Source organism: Pseudomonas sp. MAG733B (assembly GCF_036884845.1).
GTDB lineage: Bacteria > Pseudomonadota > Gammaproteobacteria > Pseudomonadales > Pseudomonadaceae > Aquipseudomonas.
The window spans coordinates 5,765,430-5,785,824 of the sequence record NZ_CP145732.1 but is presented as its reverse complement, the minus strand read 5'-3'; the positions used below and the strand labels follow the sequence as shown (position 1 = coordinate 5,785,824).

Here is a 20,395-nt window from a genome sequence, read left to right as displayed (position 1 = left end):
CGATGACGCGGTGCTTTTGTTAAACCGCGACGCCTCGATCGCGGGGCAAGCCTTGCTCCTACAGAGTCCGCGTAGCGTCAGAAGATTTGGGTAAACAACCAATACAAACCGCCCGACAACAAAATCGCCGCCGGCAAGGTCAGCACCCAGGCCATCAGCAGATTGCGGATAGTCTTCATCTGCAAGCCGCCACCATTGGCGACCATGGTCCCGGCCACGCCTGATGACAGCACGTGCGTGGTCGACACCGGTAACCCGAACATGTCCGCAGCGCCGATGGTCAGCATGGCCACGGTTTCCGCCGAGGCACCTTGCGCATAGGTCAGGTGAGTCTTGCCGATCTTCTCGCCGACCGTCACCACAATGCGCTTCCAGCCGACCATGGTGCCCAGCCCCAACGCAATCGCCACCGCGATCTTCACCCACAGCGGAATGAACCGCGTGGAGTTGTCGATCTGCTGCTTGAACAGTTGCAGCTTGCTGTTGGTGTCGGCGTCGAAATTCCCGACCTTGTTCTTGTCCATCAGGCGAATGGTTTCGCTGGTCAGGTACATGTCGTTACGCACGTTGCCCACGGCTTCCGCCGGGACTTTCGACAGCGATCCATAACCTTTTACCTCGGCACCGATACTGCCGGTCAGCGCGGCCAGTGCCGGCACCAGTTGCGGCGTCGCTTCCTTGCTGCGCACGTATTCGGACAGGATCGGACGTGGATCGGCCGGGGCCGGTTGCGGCGCGGCTTTGACCAGCGCTTGCTGGGTGACTTCGGCCACGGCGGCGAACTGCAACGCCTGATCCGCGGGCATGGTGCGGTTAAGCGCATACGCCATCGGCAACGTGCCGACCAGGATCAACATGATCAGGCCCATGCCTTTCTGGCCGTCGTTGGAACCATGGGCAAACGACACGCCGGTGCAGGTCAGGATCAACAGACCGCGAATCCACCACGGCGGCGGAGTGTTGCCTTTCGGTTCCTTGTACAGCGCACGGTTCTTCACGAACGCGCGCAGGGCCAGCAGCAACAGCGCGGCGCATCCGAAACCCACCAGCGGCGAAAGCAGCAGTGCGTAACCTATCTTGGTGGCCTGCGCCCAGTCCACACCGCTGGTGCCGTCGCGGCCGTGCATCAATGCGTTGGCCACGCCGACACCGATGATCGAACCGATCAATGTGTGCGACGAAGATGCCGGCAGCCCCAGCCACCAGGTGCCAAGGTTCCACAGGATCGCGGCGATCAGCAGGGCGAAGATCATCGCGAAACCGGCGGATGAACCGACTTGCAGGATCAGCTCCACCGGCAGCAGCGCGATGATGCCGAATGCCACCGCGCCGCTGGACAGCAGCACCCCAAGGAAGTTGAAGAACCCGGACCAGACCACCGCGAAATTCGGTGGCAGCGAGTGGGTGTAGATTACTGTGGCTACGGCGTTGGCGGTGTCGTGAAAACCGTTGACGAACTCAAAGCCCAAGGCGATCAACAACGCCACACCCAGCAGCAGAAACGGCGTCCAGGTGGTCACCACCGTGCCGAGTTCGTTCATGTCGTGCATCAGGCTATACGCGGTAAACAGCAACCCGATGGCCAGCACGGCAACGAACACCACGACGGTAATCAGGCCGGGTTTTTTATCGAATTGCGGCTTGGCGCTACTACTGGCGGGCGCCGGAGCAGCGGTGAAAGTGGGGGTAGCCATACCAGACATTCCTGAGGAGGGAAGGAGTGTCGTTCATGATCATTGCTAAATGTTACAGAGAGACTGCCCCAAGTCAGGGGTTCGGGGTTTTGTTGAGCCGTTGATCTGTAAATGCAACATCAAAAGATCGCAGCCTTCGGCAGCTCCTACAGGAAGTCGCATTTCAAATGTAGGAGCTGCCGAAGGCTGCGATCTTTTGATCTTAATAATCCTGCCGCTTGCGAAACGCCCAGCGCCCGGCAATCACGGTAAACGTCGCGACCAGCGCCACCAGAATCCAGAACCCTTCCGGATCCTGGGAAAGCGGCACCCCGCCCACGTTCATGCCAAAAAAACCGGCGATGATGTTGATCGGCAATGCCAGCACCGTCACCACGGTCAGGGTGAACAACGTGCGGTTGCTCTGTTCGTTGAGGTTGGCGGCGATTTCTTCCTGCAACAGCTTGATCCGTTCACCGAGCGCCGTCAGGTCGTTGATGATCAGCGCGAACTCCTCGGTGGATTTGCGCAGCTCCTTGACGTCTTCCTTTTGCAACCACGGCGGAGGGCGATTGAGCAGTCGTAGCAACGAACCCGGCTCCAGCGCGAGCAAGCGTTGCAGGCGCACCAACACCCGGCGGTTGGCGCCCAACTCGGCGCGGTTGGTCGACAGGCGCGAAGAGAGCAATTCATCTTCGATCTGATCCACGCTGAGGCTGGTCTTGCGCACGATCTGCGTCAGCACTTCGCCCTGATCGCGCAGCAAATGCACCAGCAATTCCAGCGGCGAACGAAAGCATTCGCCAGCCTTCACCGAAGAACGCAACTTGTCCACCGAGTGCAGCGGTTGCAGGCGCGCGCTGATGATCAACCGACTGCCGGCACAGACCCACAGCGTCGAGACATCCGACGAGACCATGCTGCTGAGGTTGAACACCACATCGTTGACCACCGCCAGCAATGCCGAATCGACATGCTCGATGCGCGTCGAGCGCGAGCCTTCGTGCAAGGCTTCGAAAAATTCGTCGGGCAACTCCAGATGGCTTTTCATCCAGCGCTCGCACGCGGCGTGGGCGAGGTTCAGGTGCAGCCAGAGAAACTGCTTGTCATCTTCCGGTTGCTGCAAGCAGCGCAAAGCCCTGGCCGAATCGATTTCCTGACCGCGCTCACCGGGGCGAAAACTGAAACCGTAAAGCAGGCCGAACAGGTCCGGATCGCGATGGCTTTGATCGATGCTGTGATTCATGAGAGCTCGCAAAGAGAGGCGCCTGTCGCGGGTTTTACAGGTTCACGTGAGCCGCATCATCGCAAGGTAGGATTACGTTTTTGTGACGCTTATGTGGCGCAATCAATCGCTCGCCAGAAGGCGCAGGTCAGCACCTCGGCCTGATTAAACTTCCAGACGAAAAAAAGCCGCACGATCGATCAATCGTGCGGCTTTTTGCTGTGTGCTTAGTCGTCCTTTTTGTTCTTCAGGACTTCGCCGGTGGCGGCGTTCAAATCCACGTCCCACTCAACGCCTTTAGCGTCTTTGAGTTCGACTTCGTACTCGTAGCCGTTGAAGTGGTTGTCCAGGTCGCTGTCGGTAATCGTGGCGCCCGGATGCAGCTTCATCACGATTTGGTTCAGCTCTTCCAGCGGCTTGATCTTGCCATCCTTGACCAATTGCGGGATCTGGTCGACAGGAACATCAGCCTGGGCCAAACCAGCGGTGAGGGTCAGGGCTGCAGCGGTGAACAGGGCAGTCAGAGTCTTCATGAGTTCATTCCTTGTGTGAGCTGTTTAAGTGAGATCAGGTTAGCTTTTGTAACTTAATCCACCCTTAAAATTCCCTTTGCCTGATCCGGCGTCATCGCGAGCAAGCTCGGCTCCTACAGGGGCGACGCAATTTGTAGGAGCAAGGCTTGCCCGCGATGGACGCGCCTCGGTCCCCAATCAATACCCATTATTCTTCAACACCTGATCAACACTCGCCGCCGCCGGGCGCTTGTAGAACTTCAGCAACTCACTGGCCCGGTTGGTGAAGATGCCGTCGACGCCGGCGTCCATGACTTTCTGGAAATCCACGGCATCGTCGATGGTATAGACGTGCACCAGCAAACCCTGATCGTGGGTGTACTGGTTCATCCACGGTTGCACCAGGTCCGAGTAACTCTGATCGCCGCCCTTGGTCAGCGCAGCGGAAGGGCCGGTGCCGATCGCGCCCTGGGCCTTGGCGTAGTCGACCCAACGCTGGAATTCGGCTTTGTCCTTCGGCTGCTGCTTGGCGTAGTAAGCGGCTTTATCCTTCTCGCCGGATTCGGCAAACGTCACTTTGGATTTCGGCTCGATGTTGCCTTCGCCCACCCACAGCAGCAGGATCTTCGGCACCTGCGGCATTTCCTTTTCCAGCAGTTCGAGGCTGCTTTTTTCGAAAGTTTGCAGGATCACCTTGCCTTTGCCCTGACCGACCGCCAGCTCGCTTTTCGCCAGTTTCGAACCTGCGGGGCTCAGCCAGCCACGGTCCTGAAGTTTGTCCTTGAGATCGCGTTCGATGCCGGGAAACTGCTGCGGCTCCTTGGTTTCGATGTACAGGCCGGGTTTGTGCAACGGGTTGCCTTGGGCGATATCGATGATTTCATCAAGGGTCAGAATCTTCAGGCCTGCGTATGAAGGCCGGGCGCGATCCGGGTAAGCGGTGTTGAACCAACTGCCGGCATCCAAGGTTTTCAGCTCGGCCATGGTGAACGCGTTGGCCGGGCTGTCCTTGCGCTCGGGGAATTTGCTGGCGACGTCGGTGGTGCGTTGCAGATTGTTGTCGTGCAGGGCGAACAGCACGCCATCCTTGCTGCGTTGCAGGTCCAGTTCCAGATAATCGGCACCGAGGTCGCGGGCCAGTTTGTACGCGGCGGTTGTCGATTCCGGTGCATCGAAAGACGCGCCACGGTGGGCGATCACCGCCGGATGCGGAATGCCCTGGCGCGTGGCCAATGCCGTGGGGCTGGGCTCGCTGGCAGCGTTTGCCTGGCCGAGGCCGAGCAGCAGACTCAGCAGCAGGGTGCTTTTGGTGAAGGTTGCAGGCATGTTCGAAATCCTTTCGCGATGATTTTCACAGACGTCCCTTTTAACAACTGAGCGTTGCCAGCGCTATCGCGAGACCGACATAAACGTGCGTAAAGCTGATTTTCGTCAGCGCTTTTGTGCGCTTGTTTGCAGTACGCTTGCCCTCGGTAAACCCCGGAAGAGGGAACGCCATTCGCTCGCCTGCGTGTAAACCAACGATCACCACTGTGAGGTTTACCATGCGCATCACTTCCGAGCTCATCTGCCAGGCTGCCGACCAGCTCAAAGGCTTCGTCGGCCTCAACCGCAAGACCGGCCACTACATCGTGCGCTTCAGCGAAGACGCCTTCGGCATGGACGTGGCCGACGATGGCATCATCCCCACCAGCGAATTTGTCTGGGCGCCCGGCCCTGAGAAGGCCATGACCCTCAAGCGTGAATTGATTCAGTTGCTGCTGGAGCAGAACATCGACGACCGGATCAACATCACCGAACCGTTGCGGGTGTACATGGATCGGCGAGAGGTGCCGGAGATTTCGGCGGTGCGGAGTTTGGTGCGGGGTTGATGATTTTGTGTTGACTGGTCTGGCCTCATCGCGAGCAGGCTCGCTCCTACAGTGGATCTGTGTCGTTCACAAATGTAGGAGCGAGCCTGCTCGCGATGACGGCCTGAAGAACACCACATCATTTACCGACTAAACCCATAATTCCGCTGCTCCACGCAAGCTTCGACCAGCGCCCGCACCAGCGGCGGCAGGGTGCCCTTGAGCGCCGCGCGTTCCGGTTGGAACAGCGTGGCAACGAAGAACGGATGACCATTGAGCTCGACCGCACGCAAGCCTTGTTCAGCATCATGACCGACGGCGTGAAGTGCCTGCTTCAGCAACGCTTGTTCAAACTCGGGATTCACACCGTAGCGACAGCGATAGCCTTCATGAATCTCAGACGTTTCATACGCCTTGGCGATCAACGAGCCTTCAAGCAAATGAATGCTGTCGACCGCCTCCACCAGTGAGCACGTCAGCGGTGTGAGCAATGCCCGGGTTGCATCCGGTGAGGTCTCACCATGTTCGGCGTCCGACCAACCGAGTACGTTGCGCGCATATTCCAGCACCGCGTGTTGAAAACCGCCGCAGGTGCCGAGGAAAGGTCGCTGTTGCTCGCGGGCAAAACGAATCGCCCGCAGCGCACCGTCCATGCTGCGATAAGGGCTGGCGGGCACGCACCAGAAACCGTCGAACTCATCCAGAGACGTTTGAGTTTCGATGCTATCGGTGGCAAGCCATTGCCCCTTTACATCGAGGTCGCAATGTTCGGCAGCCAGGCGCAGGGCAACGGGGATCGCTTGGTGGGCGGTGACCTGCGGGTCGTAATCACCGATCAGTGCGATGCGAATGACGCGATTTTCCATGAGTGATCTCTACACTTGTTGAATTCTTGTAATCGCTGAAACTACCGTGAAACCGTTCAGTCCTTTGGCTCATCCTTGCGCACAAAGTGCTGATGCATTTCCGTGGTCAGGTTTTCGATGCGTTCGGTGAGGGCCTTGGTCATTTCCGTGAGGTGGGTATTTTGCTCGAGCAACGCCAGCAGTTGCGCGGAGTTTTGCGCCGCTTGCGCCTGACGTTCGCTGTTGGCTACGGCCAAAGCTTCGCGATGCTGCGCATCGGCATCGGACTGGGCCTTGTCCCGAGCGGCTTGTCGGGTCTGGGCCAACAAAATCAACGGCGCGGCATACGCCGATTGCAGGCTGAAGGCCAGGTTGAGCAGGATGAACGGGTACGCATCGAAGTGGGCGAAACCGGTCAGGTTGAGGCACACCCAGGCGACCACGATCAGCGTTTGTGCGCCGAGAAAGGTAGGTGTACCGAAGAATCGCGCAAACGCTTCGGCGCGCAGAGCAAACTTGTCATTGCCAAATGTCGGCGCCAGATGGGCGTGATGGCGATGGAAACGCAGGTGATCGACAGGGGCGGCGGTTTCGTTGCTCGTGGTCGTCATGATGCTCTCTGCAAGGCGCTGGACTGAGGATCACTATAGCCTCAGCGCAAGTTTCATTCTGAAACATATTGCGTCGTTGAAGTCAGCGTCATCAGTCGTTGGTCGCCGCCGTCGACCTTGTCATTTATTGCAACTGATAACTGGCCAAAAACATGTCCAGCGCCGACTCCACCACGGTTTCCTGCATCTCGGCCGTCAAGCCCGGCTGACCCATGGAAATCTGCGGCCAAAAGGCGAAGGATTTGAGCAAACCCTGAATCTGTTGCGCGGCAAATTCAGCGGCAACCGCTTTCAAACGCCCATCGGCCTGGGCGGCGCGAATCCACACGGTCAGGCCTTCTTCACGCTCGCCCATACGGGCAACCATGCTCTGCGCACGTTCGGGAGAATGGATGGCGGCGGCGATGGCCACCCGCGCCAGATCGAGAAAATTGTCATCGCCCATCATGTCCAGCTTGGCTGACAGAATTCGCTTCATCTGTTCACGCAGCGGCAGGTCAGGGCTGTAGGGCGTCTCCTGTTCTGCCGTCACCCGGTCCCATAACTGATTGAGGATCTCGGCGAACAACTCTTCCTTGCTGGGAAAGTGGTTGTACACCGTGCGCTTCGACACGCCAGCGGTGGCGGCGATCTTGTCCATGCTGGTGATCTCGAAACCGTTGGCACGGAACTCGGCAATCGCCGCCTGAATGATGGCTTCGCGTTTACGGTCGGTGAGGCGCTGTGGAGCTGTCATAAATACGCTTCGGCAGGAAAAAAAAGGAAATTACACTCAGCAGTTTACTTGTGATCGGCTTTGATGCAACCTTGAAACTACACTGTGCAGTGTAATGTTTTGTTAATCCTGCCCAGTCAAAAATAGAGTGTTCGGCTGATGCGTGCGTGCCTTGGCCATTTATCGTCCCAAGCGGAAAATCGTAAACGTGCGGTTTTTCTGGAGTCATTCAGATATGGCCAATTCAGTTTCCCCGGCGAGTAACGCGTCCACGCCTGAAGCCTCGCTGCAGGCACAAGGGCAGTTCCAAAACCACACACCGATACAGCGTTTAAGCGTTGGCAAAACCCTGCGCATCTTGTGGAACGCGATGTTCCACAAACCGCGCGACACCCGCCCGACAGCGCCCGTCCCGGTACAACCGCTGACCCAAGCGGCGCTGATGGCTGCGCCGAACCACAGCGTTTATCGCCTCGGCCATTCCACGTTGTTGCTCAAACTGCGGGACAAATTCTGGATCACCGACCCGGTCTTCGCCGAACGCGCCTCGCCCGTGCAATGGGCCGGCCCGAAGCGATTCCACCAACCGCCGATCAGCATCGACGAGTTGCCACCGATTGAAGCGGTCATCCTTTCCCACAACCACTACGACCACCTCGATTACGAGGCCGTGCTCAAACTGGCCGACAAGACCAATGTTTTCCTGACTCCGCTGGGTGTCGGCGACACCCTGATCAAGTGGGGCATCGACGCCAGCAAAGTCCGTCAACTGGACTGGTGGCAAGGCACTGAAGTCGATGGCATCCAGTTCATCGCCACCCCGTCGCAACACTTTTCCGGCCGCGGCCTGTTCGACGGCAACAGCACCTTATGGGCCTCGTGGGTGATGATCGACGACGCCACCCGCATCTTCTTCAGCGGCGACAGCGGCTACTTCGACGGCTTCAAACGCATCGGCGAACAATACGGCCCGTTCGACCTGACCCTGATGGAAACCGGCGCCTACAACGTCGACTGGCCGCACGTGCACATGCAACCCGAAGAAACCCTGCAAGCCCACATCGACCTCAAGGGCCGCTGGCTGCTTCCAATCCACAACGGCACCTTCGACCTGTCGACCCACGCCTGGTACGAACCCTTCGACCGCATTCTCGCGTTGGCCTGGGAACGCAGCGTTTCGATTACCACGCCGCAGATGGGCGAAGCGTTCAACCTGATGCATCCGCAACGTGGGGAAGCGTGGTGGTTGGCGGTGGAAGGGGAGAGTGAGCGAGCGACTGTGCAGAGCGCGTGAAGTGGTTATCCAAGCCGATCCACCGATCGGCTTGGAACCCTGCCCAAATCAGTCTGCTGCGCTCGTTTTTAGCAGGTCGAGGTAATTCGAGATCTTTTCCACGCTCAGCTCACGAAACTTTCCTCGAAGTATTTCGTTCAGTTCTTCGACAGACAATCCAAGCTTCTGCGCCGCCTCAGTTTTACTCAGCTGACCGCTTTCCAGCATTAGGCCAATCTTCATCACATGTTCAGATTTGGTCCGCATATCACTGGCATCTGGAATACCCAGTGCTTCATAAACGCAGTTGCCACTATCGTCGATCTCATTCATCCGTCGTCGCCTCACTCAACCATCGCAAAATCCGTCCGCCCAACCGGGTTCGGCGTAGACCCTCTCAAGTTCATCCCTCTACCCGGTGCAAACCCCGGGAAAAACACCAACCCTTCCGATTCAAACCGATACGCCAACGCCAACCGAGTGACATCCAGCACATCCTGCTGCGCTTCGAACCGCTCAATCGCGTCAACAGAAACCGAAGCCTCCCGCGACAACTCTTCCACGCTCCAACCCAACATCGCTCGGGCCTGGGCGCAGTGGGCCGGGGTGAATTGAAAAAGGGCGATACGTTCCAGGGTGATTTTCATCGCTTGAGAGGCCATGGTGTTCTCCGGCTCGAGAGTGTTGATTCAAAATGTACTGTGTTTTTGTACAGTTGTTTTGAGCCGGGATCAAATGCAATTTTTGATTTGTGTTTTTGGCCAGACGAACGGCATCGAGCTTATTTATCCACCAAGCCCGGCGCCTCCCGCACGATAAAGTGATCCAGATTCTCGATGTTGGCGCTGAACACCCCGAACGTCTGCTCGGGTTTTTTCTTGCTCGGCACCTGCTTCAACTCCGGCGTCACGCCAAAAAAGAAGCAATACAACTCACGTCCACTGTCGATAGCGTGCTTGATCTCCTCCAGGAACGCCTTGCGCTTACGGTAGGTGTCGATCAGCTTCTTGCTCAGGTAAACATTGACCGAATACGGCTTCTTCTCGAACCAGACCTTCTTCTCGAAATCGATGCGAAAGCTCTGGGTGTAATCCTTGATCTCTTTGATCTTGCCCCAGTAAATCAGCCCCTTGTTGTCCTGCAGGTACTCGATCTTTTTGAAGAAGGAACCATAAGGCGCGGTGTGCTCGCCAATCTTCAGCGGCATGCGCTTGAGCAGGTCCTTGTCGTCGAAGTTCGACACGAAGCATTCCACGGGGTGGGCGAAGATGCTGGTTTTGTCGGGTGCCGAATCGCGGCTAGGCTGCTCGACGCTGCTGGTCACCGATGGCGTTAATGGCTCATCCCGCTGAGTGTCTGCACCCACCGCCGGGCTGGACGGCTTACGCACATACTCACGCCGAGTCAGTAACAGCTCTGACGGGAAATGCTCCTCACGGCTGTCATCCGTTTCCGCACCTTCCGCCTCCACACCCGATGCCGGTGTCTTCAGGCTGACATAAGGACAGCCCTCGACATGCCGCGTACTCGGCAGATTCTTGAAGTGCGGCGTGCGTACGTAATTCACATTCTTGGCGTTGAACGTGCCCAACTCATTCACTGCGTCGAACGCCAAACGACAGGCATCGTTGGGACACTGGAAATGCTCTTTCGCGGAATCGAACGCCATGGTCTCGTCGAAATTCAAATCGCGAACGTCATAGATCGACAGCTTGGCGTCGAGGCTGAGGCAGTAGGCGAGGTCGAATTTCATGACGGGCTCGGGTCCGTGAGGGGAAGGGTATTAATAGCGGGAGGCGATTCGAGTTGCACTCACTGTCTTCAACACACCGCAAATTTCCGGTAACCCACCAAACCTGTAGGAGCGAGCCTGCTCGCGATTCCCATCAACGACACAGTATCCATGTCGAGCACCGACACTGTGGCGAGGGGGCTTGCTCCCGCTGGGCTGCGTAGCAGCCCCAAAACCTGAAAACGCGGTATATCCGGGCAACCGTGTTGCGCGGATTCGCGACTGCTGCGCGTCGGACAGGAGCAATCTCCCTCGCCATAGGTTTCCTTCAATACGCTTGCAAGACAACGGACAAAAAGCCGAACAGGTGGCTGCTAGGTATTTTTATTGGGTATGCGTAATTGATGGCGCTTCATCCATTGCACGTGAGTTGAAAGTAGCAACGTGCTTGGTCAATGGACTTTCCTACCAGTTTTTCAATTTCCACCAATTGCTGCGGACTCAAATTGTAGCCTTCCCAGCCCTGTTGCTCTGTCGTCCAACCCATGATGGTTTTGATTTGCTCATCTCGACCTTGCGGAAGTTCAACTACAAACATCTGAAAGTCGGTGTCTTTGTCAAAGGCTTCTAATAAAAATCTCAAGGTTCGACCCTCCTTTTTTTACCTTTTTTCGAGTTTTTGTTCTTTGATATGGACGTTGGCTTGCCTGTGTTTGGATCGTGCTCTCCCAGGGGGTTACCTCTGGAGTCATACATTTCGACCGTCCCATGCATAGAGTCCCACTCCAGAATTAATCCCTTTGATGTTTTCCATCTTTTACGAAGTCCTCCTCCACCTTGAACGGCCGTCTTGCGACCCACCACTCTCGCATCAGGATATGCGGGAAGTACATCCGGAGGGGGGTAGTACTCGTGATCCCCGGCTCGCGTACTGATAACAATGTAAACCGGCCTAACCCCCGACCCCACCGGAAACACAAGAATGAAATCCTTGTACTCAGGCGGATAAACCGGATTCACGATGATGCTGTCAGCCTGTTTCGTCGGCGGGTAAACCCAAATGTGCGGCGCCTGCGGGGCGGCTTCCAGTTCGGGGATGCCGAGAATGTCGGAGCCGTCTTCAGCCGGGGTCCAGATCAGTGCGACGCCTTCTCCCAGGTCTGCGACGTATTGGCTGTCGCGCAAACCGATCTGCACGACATCGACCAATTCCCAATCGCGGTTCTTTCCGGTGTAGAAACCGTAACCCTTGAGGCTGCCGTCGGCCTGCTGTTCGATATGCAGGCGCACGCGAGTGCGGGCCTGATTGAGGGCGCGGAGTTGGTCTTCGCTGTAGAGGGCGCTGTCGCCGAGGCTGGGCGTCCAGAAAATCGCGACCAGACCGCCAAGAACAGCAGAGACAGCAGGCCCGACAGCACCTATCGCCGGGACGATAAGAGAGGGAACGCGTAGCGCCAGTTGGCCGATGCCAAGCGCAACGGTACTCCCACTGATCGTTTGCAGATTCAGCAACCCGCCATCGTCTGCCTCGCGAGCCCCGAGCCAGGCGATTTCGCCGTAGTCCTTCAGACTGTCGGTCGGCACCATCCCCGAGGGATTGGAGTAATTGATGACCGCATCCGGCAGCTTGCAGGATTTGGCGAAGACGCATCCGACTTGAACCGGTTTCTGTTCGACCTCGGCAACCTGGCGCTTACGCATGTAGTCGTCTTGCCTGGCGAGCATGGCCTCGTAGGCATTTTGCCGAGCTTCGCGCTCGGCCAGTTCGCTGGGCGTCATGAAGCGGTAGGTGACGTGATGGCCGTCACCGGAAGGTGGGTTTTTAACCTTGGGAATGTCTTTGTTGCCAGCCACTGACTGTCCTTGTGCGTTCGTCCATCGGCAACCCTGTAAACGGGCTGCGCGACGTTAGCGAACTGGATGTGTCGTGGCAGTAGGATGCTTCTCGAATGACGTTAGGAAATGTCTCTGTTTCTCTGAATTGTGGCGAGGGAGCTTGCTCCCGCTGGGCTACGAAGTGGCCCCAAAATCCGCTAACGCGACATATCGGGCAAACGGTGTTTTCTGGTTTGGCGACTGCTACGCAGTCGAGCGGGAGCAAGCTCCCTCGCCACGGGTTTTTCTTTGCTCGCTTATTCGGGTATCAACCGTTTCACTTTTGTATAAAGTGAAGCTGTGAACGCCTCTCGGTCACTCGAATGATGACAGCGACGATGACAGTTCGGACACAGTGCTACGGTATTGCTCCGACGATCTGTGCCTTGTTGTACCAAGTGCTTAACGTGGTGAACCTCAAGATAAGGTGCCCCATCCATCTCAAACGGAGCTGGTTGGCGACACCCCTCACAGATACCTTTAGCGTTCTCTAAAATCCACTGTCTGATTTTAGATGTCCGAACGAAAGACCTGGTGATACTAACCATTTGCTGGGGGATCAAAACACCTTCAGGTTCACTCACCAAGTCCTGTTTTTTACCTCGCTTCTTAACTACTCGAGTTGGGACTTCATTATCAGCAATAGGCCTATCGGTACTCAGCGTCAAAAGTCCCTTGGATTGAAGAATTTTGTTGAGGCGTGCGGTTATTCCTGAGCCAAGATGTTCCTTTGGCTTGTAAGCGGACATTGTCTTCAGGCCAAGCTCGTTGAACAAAGCGGAAATGTTTTTTAGGCGGTAATCGATGGAATTGTAGTTGCGACCTGGGAGCACGCTGTCTTGCAAAAGACGGTGTTCCTCAGATTTTTTGAATTTTTCATCATTTGGGTATCGAGCCTGAATTGCGAGATACGCGTCGACCGAAGCTGCCAATTCGTCGTCAGTCCAGCCGATATCTTCTTTTTTCGTATCCATAAAACCGCCGAGGGTTGATAACCCTCGGACGATACTGAGTGGCCACTACGACTGTCTATGAAATTTCCTACAGAAAATAGCGACCGTTCTCTGAAGTATTCCTACAAACACTTCACTTAACCCATCGAATGCTTAGGCGTTTGAAACACTTGGGCTACCTTCCGCCACCAAGGCTTAGTCACCGGCACGCATCCCTGCGTGCTACCGCTTAATAGGTACGGCATGTCCCGCAACCGAATCCATCCTTCATCCTGCCAATGCAGCAGGCTCAACGACATCTCCGGCCAGTCCAACAAACTCAGCATTGGCCTATCTGGATTTACCGACGATTCGGCGTCGCGTAAAGCGGGCACGACCTGATGCGTCAACCACTCACGTAGCAACCGATTACTTGGAACGTAGTGATACACCAACAGCGCATACACACCCGACTCGCTGAGCATCAGCTGTTTTTCTGGTTGCCGAAAATACTCAATCCACAAAACACGACGCTGATCCTTATCCAGTTTGCTAACCATACGATCACTCAGATGGACGCCCATCAACCGGCCGATATCCCGGGCGCAGAACCATGGCTGGTTTTCAAGGAGGATGGCGTGAAGGCAGAGGTTGTGTCGGGTGAAGATTGATGGAGTGAAAGAATCAGGCATGACTGATCGGGGGAGAGTTTCTGCAGGCATATCCATTACCTCTACGTATGAAGTTGAAGGGGCCGGAACCCGACGTAGAGGACTTTAGAAATCCCAACGAGCTCTATCTCTCACATACAGAATCTCGCATACATGGCTGATGCCGGCACGCGGTCTGTGTGAGGAAATTAGCTTCTACGTTGGGCGTTTCTTAGGCACCTGCAATAGAGCTTAGAAGCGCTTCTAATGGTTATCAATGCGGAAGGCGCTGGAATTGCTGTAGGAGGTTTTACAATTACTGAGAATGCGAGTAAGAGATTTCCTACTCCATAAAAAAGCCCCGATCAAATCGGGGCTCTTTAGTGTTCGATTTGCCGATTCAAGTCGTCAAATCGCGGCTAGCTCTGGAATCAATCCCAGCTCAACGCACCACCAGTCTGATACTCAATAACCCGCGTCTCAAAGAAATTCTTCTCTTTCTTCAAGTCCATGATCTCGCTCATCCAAGGGAACGGGTTAGTCGTCCCTGGGTACTCTTCCTTCAAACCAATCTGCGACAAACGACGGTTGGCGATGAACTTCAGGTAATCCTCCATCATCGCCGCGTTCATACCCAGCACGCCGCGAGGCATGGTGTCGCGGGCGTATTCGATTTCCAGCTGGGTGCCTTGCAGAATCATCTGCGAGGCTTCTTCCTTCATTTCGGCATCCCACAAATGCGGGTTTTCGATTTTGATCTGGTTGATCACGTCGATGCCGAAGTTCAGGTGCATGGATTCGTCGCGCAGGATGTATTGGAACTGCTCGGCGACGCCGGTCATTTTGTTGCGGCGGCCCATGGAGAGGATCTGGGTGAAGCCGCAGTAGAAGAAGATGCCTTCCAGAACGCAGTAGTAGGCGATCAGGTTGCGCAGCAACTCTTTGTCGGTTTCGACGGTGCCGGTTTCGAACTTCGGATCGGAGATCGAACGGGTGTATTTCAGGCCCCAGGTGGCTTTTTTCGCGACCGATGGGATCTCGTGGTACATGTTGAAGATCTCGCCTTCATCCATGGCCAGCGATTCGATGCAGTACTGGTAGGCGTGGGTGTGGATCGCCTCTTCGAAGGCCTGGCGCAGGATGTACTGGCGGCATTCCGGGTTGGTGATCAGGCGGTACACGGCCAGGACCAGGTTGTTGGCAACCAGGGAGTCGGCGGTGGAGAAGAAACCGAGGTTGCGCATCACGATGCGGCGCTCGTCGTCGGTCAGGCCTTCCGGGTTTTTCCAGAGGGCGATGTCGGCGGTCATGTTGACTTCTTGCGGCATCCAGTGGTTTGCGCAGCCGTCCAGGTATTTCTGCCAGGCCCAGTCGTACTTGAATGGGACGAGTTGGTTGAGGTCGGCGCGGCAGTTGATCATGCGCTTTTCGTCAACGGCGACACGGGCGGAGGCGCCTTCGAGTTCGGCGAGGCCTTCGGCGACGTCAAGCGAATCCAGGGCAGCTTTGGCGCGGGCAACGGCGGCGGAGTCAGCGGCGGTCACGGCGCGGGCTTCCAGGGCGGCGGCACCGCCGGCGCTGTCGAGACGGTCCATGTTGGCTTCGGTGGCGTGGCCAGCGTTAGTGCCCTTGACTGCTACTTCCGTGTCTTCTTTGTCGAATTCGTCCCAGCTCAGCATGACGTGTCGTCTCCTGCGTGAGGGCCAGATTGCCCGTGTGAAATTGATTGGTTGGTATTTCACACGGTCGTACTGACCGCGTTGGATCTAAAGGAATCGTTTTTGCACCGGCCAAGGCAGGCAATAAAACAGAATTTTTTACGGGGTTCCGAGAGCCTCTGATGGGCGCAATCAGCATCGAATGCCGTTGCGGGGCTTCAGACTGGCTATTCATCCCTGTAAGGGGATATTGCAGGCCCGTTTAAGGCCGCATTATAGGGAAATTTTTACGGACGTGGTGGGGCGAATCCGCGCATGGAGCGGACGAGAGGGCGGGTTTTTCGGTCGGAGCGAGGGTTTACAGGGCTTTGGCGGGTGAAGATTTTTTTTCGTAATTTTTGCTCGAATTCACTTTTGCTCAAAAAACAATCAAAAAATGGCTTTTTTCACTACATCTTGTGTTTCCGAACGCTTTTCGACGACTGCAAACACAACTGAGCCCGACCGAAGCCGGGCTGGAATCGACCCTAAGCAAGCGCTGAATTGATCCGATTCGGTGCAGTCACTATCAACCGCTGGAGCAGCCGTTACCCATGACGCTGTAGCGCAGAATATGCCGCTGACCTTTGGAGTCGTCATATTCCATCTTCATCGGGACAACTTCACACACATTGGGAACTTCGCTCATGGAGATAACTTTGGCGATGTCCAGGTGCATCGAGTAAGTGTATTCCTCGATAGGGGGTTGTTGCTGCGCGACATCAGTCTGAACCTCGTCTGCCATGGCGGTTGCGCACAGACTGCTGAGGGCCAGTACCAATAAAGCTTTCATTTAAGTTTTACCTTTCTTGAGGCGAGAGGGGGCACGCAATCTTTTTGGGATTGCGTGTGGAGCTTGAGTACTTGCTTGTTTGATTAACTGCCTTCGTGGGGGCTGTAACTTGGTTAATCAGAGTTTGCCTGGTTGGCGGGGCAGATTTTAGGCGCGGGCGCTTCGTCCATATAGCCGTGGTTTTGATAAACACCTTTGACAGATCCTGTAACAATCCCCAGACATGCTCTGCATAACGCGCCCCTGTAGCAGCTGGCGAAGCCTGCGTTCGGCTGCGCAGCAGTCGTCAATTGGCCTGACGAGATGTGCCTGATAAACCGTATCTGCTGATTTCGCGACTGCTGCGCAGCCGAACGCAGGCTTCGCCAGCTGCTACAGGTAATTAGCTGGAAGAGGCTTGGCAGCTGGGCTTGCGCAGTATTCACGACAGTTTGTAGGGGCTTGTTACTACCATCGTCGAATGGTTCTATAGCCGCGGCCCCGCTAAAACGGGGTCATACAAAAACAACTATTCCACCGAGGTAAGAAAGATGAGTGCGGCTTCCCTGTATCCCGTTCGTCCCGAGGTTCTGGCCAATACGCTGACCGACGAGGCGACCTACAAGGCCATGTACCAGCAGTCCGTCGTCAACCCGGATGGCTTCTGGCGCGAGCAAGCCAAGCGCCTCGACTGGATCAAGCCTTTCACCACGGTGAAGCAGACTTCCTTCGACGATCACCATGTCGACATCAAATGGTTCGCCGACGGCACCCTGAACGTTTCCTACAACTGCCTCGACCGTCATCTGGCCGAGCGCGGCGATCAAGTCGCAATCATCTGGGAAGGTGATGACCCTTCCGAAAGCCGCAACATCACCTACCGCGAACTGCACGAACAAGTGTGCAAATTCGCCAACGCCCTGCGTGGCCAGGACGTACACCGCGGCGACGTGGTGACTATCTATATGCCGATGATCCCCGAAGCCGTGGTCGCCATGCTGGCCTGTACCCGGATCGGCGCGATTCACTCTGTGGTGTTCGGTGGTTTCTCGCCGGAAGCCCTGGCCGGTCGCATCATCGACTGCAAATCCAAAGTGGTGATCACTGCTGATGAAGGCATCCGTGCCGGCAAGAAGATCCCGCTCAAGGCCAACGTCGACGACGCGCTGACCAACCCGGAAACCAGCAGCATCCAGAAAGTCATCGTGTGCCAGCGCACCGGTGGCGACATCAAGTGGAACCAGCATCGCGATATCTGGTACGAAGACCTGATGAAAGTGGCGGGCACCGTTTGCGCGCCGAAAGAGATGGGCGCCGAAGAAGCGCTGTTCATCCTTTACACCTCCGGTTCCACCGGCAAGCCGAAGGGCGTGCAGCACACCACTGGCGGCTATCTGTTGTACGCGGCCATGACTCACGAGCGCGTGTTCGACTACCGCCCGGGCGAAGTCTACTGGTGCACCGCCGACGTCGGCTGGGTCACCGGTCACAGCTACATTGTCTATGGCCCACTGGCCAACGGCGCGACCACGCTGCTGTTCGAAGGCGTACCGAACTATCCGGACATCACCCGGGTGGCGAAGATCGTCGACAAGCACAAGGTCAACATCCTCTACACCGCTCCAACCGCGATTCGCGCGATGATGGCGCAGGGCACTGCCGCTGTTGAAGGCGCCGATGGCAGCAGCCTGCGTCTGCTCGGTTCGGTGGGTGAGCCGATCAACCCGGAAGCCTGGGACTGGTACTACAAGAATGTCGGCAAGTCCCGTTGCCCGATCGTCGATACCTGGTGGCAGACCGAAACCGGCGGCAACATGATGAGCCCGCTGCCGGGCGCTCATGCCCTCAAGCCGGGTTCTGCGGCACGTCCATTCTTCGGCGTGGTGCCTGCCCTGGTGGACAACCTGGGCAACATCATCGAAGGCGAGGCCGAGGGCAACCTGGTGATTCTCGATTCGTGGCCAGGCCAGGCACGTACGCTGTATGGCGACCACGACCGTTTCGTCGACACCTACTTCAAGACTTTCCGTGGCATGTACTTCACCGGTGACGGCGCGCGTCGCGATGCCGATGGTTACTACTGGATCACCGGCCGCGTGGACGACGTGCTCAACGTCTCCGGCCACCGCATGGGCACCGCCGAGATCGAAAGCGCGATGGTCGCGCACCCGAAAGTCGCCGAGGCTGCCGTGGTTGGTGTGCCGCACGACATCAAGGGGCAGGGCATTTATGTCTACGTCACCCTGATCAACGGCGAAGAGCCGAACGAGCAACTGCGCCTGGAACTGAAAAACTGGGTACGTAAAGAGATCGGTCCGATTGCTTCGCCGGATGTCATCCAGTGGGCGCCGGGCCTGCCGAAAACTCGCTCGGGCAAGATCATGCGCCGGATTCTGCGCAAGATTGCGACGGCTGAATACGATGGGTTGGGCGATATCTCCACCCTGGCCGATCCGGGTGTGGTGCAGCATTTGATTGATACGCACAAGACGATGAATGTTGCGTAAGCGCTGATTCTGAGTCACTGAAAGCCCCGTCAGGTGTGAGCCTGGCGGGGCTTTTTTGTGGCCTGAATTCTCTATTGATAGTGCGGGCCTCATCGCGGGCAAGCCTTGCTCCTACAGGTTTTGTGGTGGCCTTCCGACGTTGGCACGACACCGATCCCGTAGGAGCAAGGCTTGCCCGCGATGGCGATCTGTTAGCCACCACTTAAACACCGGCCAATAATTATCGGCTTCCACCCTCGGAACATTCCTACTGTTACCCGCAATCTTTCAAGTTACTGAATGTGTAACCGCATCGCGCCGATCCGGGGCGTAGGGAAACGCTGTGTCCCAAATCCGGGCCAAAAACCCGCCCCTGAAAAATAAGACCCCACGCTACGCTTGCCGGATTAGAAGGGTTTGCCAATAATAGGCCCGCAATTTGCAGCATTGATCGGTTCACTGTCTTTTGCTCTCGCATGATTTTGCAGGGCTGTCAACGTGCCTAAACGGCTTTCTCGGTGCTTCTGTAATTTGTTGTCGCATTGAAGAAATATCGGCTTCGGGCCTGTCGTTAGAATGCCGATCACTCGCTCGTCGTTGCCCGTGTTGAATTTCAACACCCGCTTCCCAGGACGCAGCAACGCTTTCCGGTTCCACTCATTCGCATAATGGGCTGTCGCTCACTCTGCCGTTTTAGCCCTTTACCGATGGAGTCCCAAGATGAAGAAACTCGTGCTGCTTGGCGCCCTGGCACTCGCCTCCGTGCTGTCCCTGCCAACCTTCGCCGATGAAAAACCTCTGAAAATCGGTATCGAAGCGGCTTACCCTCCGTTCGCCTCAAAAGCCCCGGATGGCAGCATCGTTGGTTTCGACTACGACATCGGTAACGCCCTGTGCGAAGAAATGAAGGTCAAGTGCGTTTGGGTCGAGCAAGAGTTCGACGGTCTGATCCCGGCACTCAAAGTGCGCAAGATCGACGCGATCCTGTCGTCCATGTCGATCACTGAAGACCGCAAGAAGTCCGTGGACTTCACCAACAAGTACTACAACACCCCGGCGCGCCTGGTCATGAAAGCCGGTACTCAGGTCAGCGACAATCTGACCGAGCTCAAGGGCAAGAACATCGGCGTGCAACGTGGTTCGATCCACGAGCGTTTCGCCCGCGAAGTCCTGGCCCCGCTGGGTGCCGAGATCAAGCCATACGGTTCGCAGAACGAAATCTACCTCGACGTGGCCGCCGGCCGCCTCGACGGCACCGTGGCAGACGCTACGCTGCTGGATGACGGTTTCCTGAAAACCGACGCCGGTAAAGGTTTCGCCTTCGTCGGTCCTGCGTTCACCGACGTCAAATACTTCGGCGACGGCGTAGGTATCGCGGTTCGCAAGGGCGACGCGCTGAAAGACAAGATCAACACCGCGATCGCTGCCATTCGTGAGAATGGCAAATACAAGCAAATCCAGGACAAGTACTTCGCCTTCGATATCTACGGCAAGTAACACGTCCCAGCGACAAGTCCGAAATGGCGCAAGCAACAGGATCTCTGAGG

At 56.5% G+C, this 20,395-nt stretch carries 21 protein-coding genes; 4 read left to right on the top strand and 17 right to left on the bottom strand.

Annotation, left to right across the window (positions count from 1 at the left end; all coding sequences use genetic code 11):
• Positions 1 to 77: 77 nt before the first annotated feature.
• The 4 genes from V6Z53_RS26450 to V6Z53_RS26435 form a co-directional block, all read right to left on the bottom strand.
• Positions 78 to 1,694, bottom strand: coding sequence for an inorganic phosphate transporter (locus tag V6Z53_RS26450; protein ID WP_338582550.1), 1,617 nt, complete (start codon positions 1,692 to 1,694; stop codon positions 78 to 80).
• Positions 1,695 to 1,896: 202 nt separating this feature from the next.
• Positions 1,897 to 2,919 (bottom strand): transporter, encoded by a 1,023-nt coding sequence (locus V6Z53_RS26445; protein WP_338582549.1) that lies wholly within the window; start codon positions 2,917 to 2,919, stop codon positions 1,897 to 1,899.
• Between the two features lie 206 nt (positions 2,920 to 3,125).
• The gene (locus tag V6Z53_RS26440; protein WP_338582548.1) at positions 3,126 to 3,431 is read right to left on the bottom strand and encodes a PepSY domain-containing protein; all 306 of its coding nucleotides are present in this window, start codon (positions 3,429 to 3,431) and stop codon (positions 3,126 to 3,128) included.
• Between the two features lie 177 nt (positions 3,432 to 3,608).
• Positions 3,609 to 4,736 (bottom strand): glycerophosphodiester phosphodiesterase, encoded by a 1,128-nt coding sequence (locus V6Z53_RS26435; protein WP_338582547.1) that lies wholly within the window; start codon positions 4,734 to 4,736, stop codon positions 3,609 to 3,611.
• Positions 4,737 to 4,954: 218 nt separating this feature from the next.
• Between V6Z53_RS26435 and V6Z53_RS26430 the strand changes: the two genes are divergently transcribed.
• Entirely contained in the window at positions 4,955 to 5,281 is a 327-nt protein-coding gene (locus V6Z53_RS26430; RefSeq protein WP_338582546.1) for a DUF2025 family protein, read from the top strand.
• Between the two features lie 122 nt (positions 5,282 to 5,403).
• On the opposite strand, the gene V6Z53_RS26425 is transcribed toward V6Z53_RS26430, so the two are convergent.
• From V6Z53_RS26425 to V6Z53_RS26415, 3 genes are all read right to left on the bottom strand, one after another.
• Positions 5,404 to 6,126 carry a CTP synthase gene (locus V6Z53_RS26425; protein ID WP_338582545.1) on the bottom strand — a complete coding sequence of 241 codons (723 nt, stop codon included), beginning with the start codon at positions 6,124 to 6,126 and terminating at the stop codon, positions 5,404 to 5,406.
• A 56-nt stretch (positions 6,127 to 6,182) separates the two neighbouring features.
• The gene (locus V6Z53_RS26420; protein WP_338582544.1) at positions 6,183 to 6,716 is read right to left on the bottom strand and encodes a DUF1003 domain-containing protein; all 534 of its coding nucleotides are present in this window, start codon (positions 6,714 to 6,716) and stop codon (positions 6,183 to 6,185) included.
• 124 nt (positions 6,717 to 6,840) lie between these two features.
• Entirely contained in the window at positions 6,841 to 7,452 is a 612-nt protein-coding gene (locus tag V6Z53_RS26415; RefSeq protein WP_338582543.1) for a TetR/AcrR family transcriptional regulator, read from the bottom strand.
• 214 nt (positions 7,453 to 7,666) lie between these two features.
• Between V6Z53_RS26415 and V6Z53_RS26410 the strand changes: the two genes are divergently transcribed.
• Positions 7,667 to 8,725, top strand: a complete 1,059-nt coding sequence (locus tag V6Z53_RS26410; protein WP_338582542.1) for an MBL fold metallo-hydrolase — start codon at positions 7,667 to 7,669, stop codon at positions 8,723 to 8,725.
• Positions 8,726 to 8,773: 48 nt separating this feature from the next.
• Here V6Z53_RS26410 and V6Z53_RS26405 read toward each other — a convergent pair whose 3' ends face one another.
• The 9 genes from V6Z53_RS26405 to V6Z53_RS26365 all read right to left on the bottom strand — a co-directional run bounded on the left by V6Z53_RS26405 (position 8,774) and on the right by V6Z53_RS26365 (position 16,383).
• Positions 8,774 to 9,037, bottom strand: coding sequence for an XRE family transcriptional regulator (locus V6Z53_RS26405; RefSeq protein ID WP_338582541.1), 264 nt, complete (start codon positions 9,035 to 9,037; stop codon positions 8,774 to 8,776).
• 11 nt (positions 9,038 to 9,048) lie between these two features.
• Entirely contained in the window at positions 9,049 to 9,366 is a 318-nt protein-coding gene (locus V6Z53_RS26400; RefSeq protein ID WP_338582540.1) for an XRE family transcriptional regulator, read from the bottom strand.
• Between the two features lie 119 nt (positions 9,367 to 9,485).
• A complete protein-coding gene (locus tag V6Z53_RS26395) occupies positions 9,486 to 10,457 on the bottom strand; it encodes a hypothetical protein (protein WP_338582539.1) in 972 nt (323 codons plus the stop codon).
• A 391-nt stretch (positions 10,458 to 10,848) separates the two neighbouring features.
• A complete protein-coding gene (locus V6Z53_RS26390; RefSeq protein WP_338582538.1) occupies positions 10,849 to 11,079 on the bottom strand; it encodes a hypothetical protein in 231 nt (76 codons plus the stop codon).
• Entirely contained in the window at positions 11,076 to 12,290 is a 1,215-nt protein-coding gene (locus V6Z53_RS26385) for an S-type pyocin domain-containing protein (RefSeq protein ID WP_338582537.1), read from the bottom strand. Before V6Z53_RS26385 ends, V6Z53_RS26390 begins: the two co-directional genes overlap by 4 nt.
• 278 nt (positions 12,291 to 12,568) lie before the next feature.
• Entirely contained in the window at positions 12,569 to 13,285 is a 717-nt protein-coding gene (locus V6Z53_RS26380) for an HNH endonuclease (RefSeq protein ID WP_338582536.1), read from the bottom strand.
• A 116-nt stretch (positions 13,286 to 13,401) separates the two neighbouring features.
• On the bottom strand, positions 13,402 to 13,935 hold the full coding sequence (locus tag V6Z53_RS26375) for a Bro-N domain-containing protein (RefSeq protein WP_338582535.1): 534 nt from the start codon (positions 13,933 to 13,935) through the stop codon (positions 13,402 to 13,404).
• Positions 13,936 to 14,324: 389 nt separating this feature from the next.
• Complete coding sequence (locus V6Z53_RS26370) at positions 14,325 to 15,572, bottom strand: ribonucleotide-diphosphate reductase subunit beta (protein WP_046042310.1); 1,248 nt, start codon at positions 15,570 to 15,572, stop codon at positions 14,325 to 14,327.
• 547 nt (positions 15,573 to 16,119) lie between these two features.
• Positions 16,120 to 16,383, bottom strand: coding sequence for a DUF2790 domain-containing protein (locus V6Z53_RS26365; RefSeq protein ID WP_338582534.1), 264 nt, complete (start codon positions 16,381 to 16,383; stop codon positions 16,120 to 16,122).
• A 530-nt stretch (positions 16,384 to 16,913) separates the two neighbouring features.
• Here V6Z53_RS26365 and acs point away from each other — a divergent pair.
• On the top strand, positions 16,914 to 18,869 hold the full coding sequence (acs, locus tag V6Z53_RS26360) for an acetate--CoA ligase (RefSeq protein ID WP_338582533.1): 1,956 nt from the start codon (positions 16,914 to 16,916) through the stop codon (positions 18,867 to 18,869).
• 386 nt (positions 18,870 to 19,255) lie between these two features.
• Here acs and V6Z53_RS26355 read toward each other — a convergent pair whose 3' ends face one another.
• A complete protein-coding gene (locus tag V6Z53_RS26355) occupies positions 19,256 to 19,465 on the bottom strand; it encodes a hypothetical protein (RefSeq protein ID WP_338582532.1) in 210 nt (69 codons plus the stop codon).
• A gap of 103 nt (positions 19,466 to 19,568) precedes the next feature.
• On the opposite strand from V6Z53_RS26355, the gene V6Z53_RS26350 reads away from it, so the two are divergent.
• Entirely contained in the window at positions 19,569 to 20,345 is a 777-nt protein-coding gene (locus V6Z53_RS26350; protein ID WP_338582531.1) for an ABC transporter substrate-binding protein, read from the top strand.
• Positions 20,346 to 20,395 lie beyond the last annotated feature (50 nt).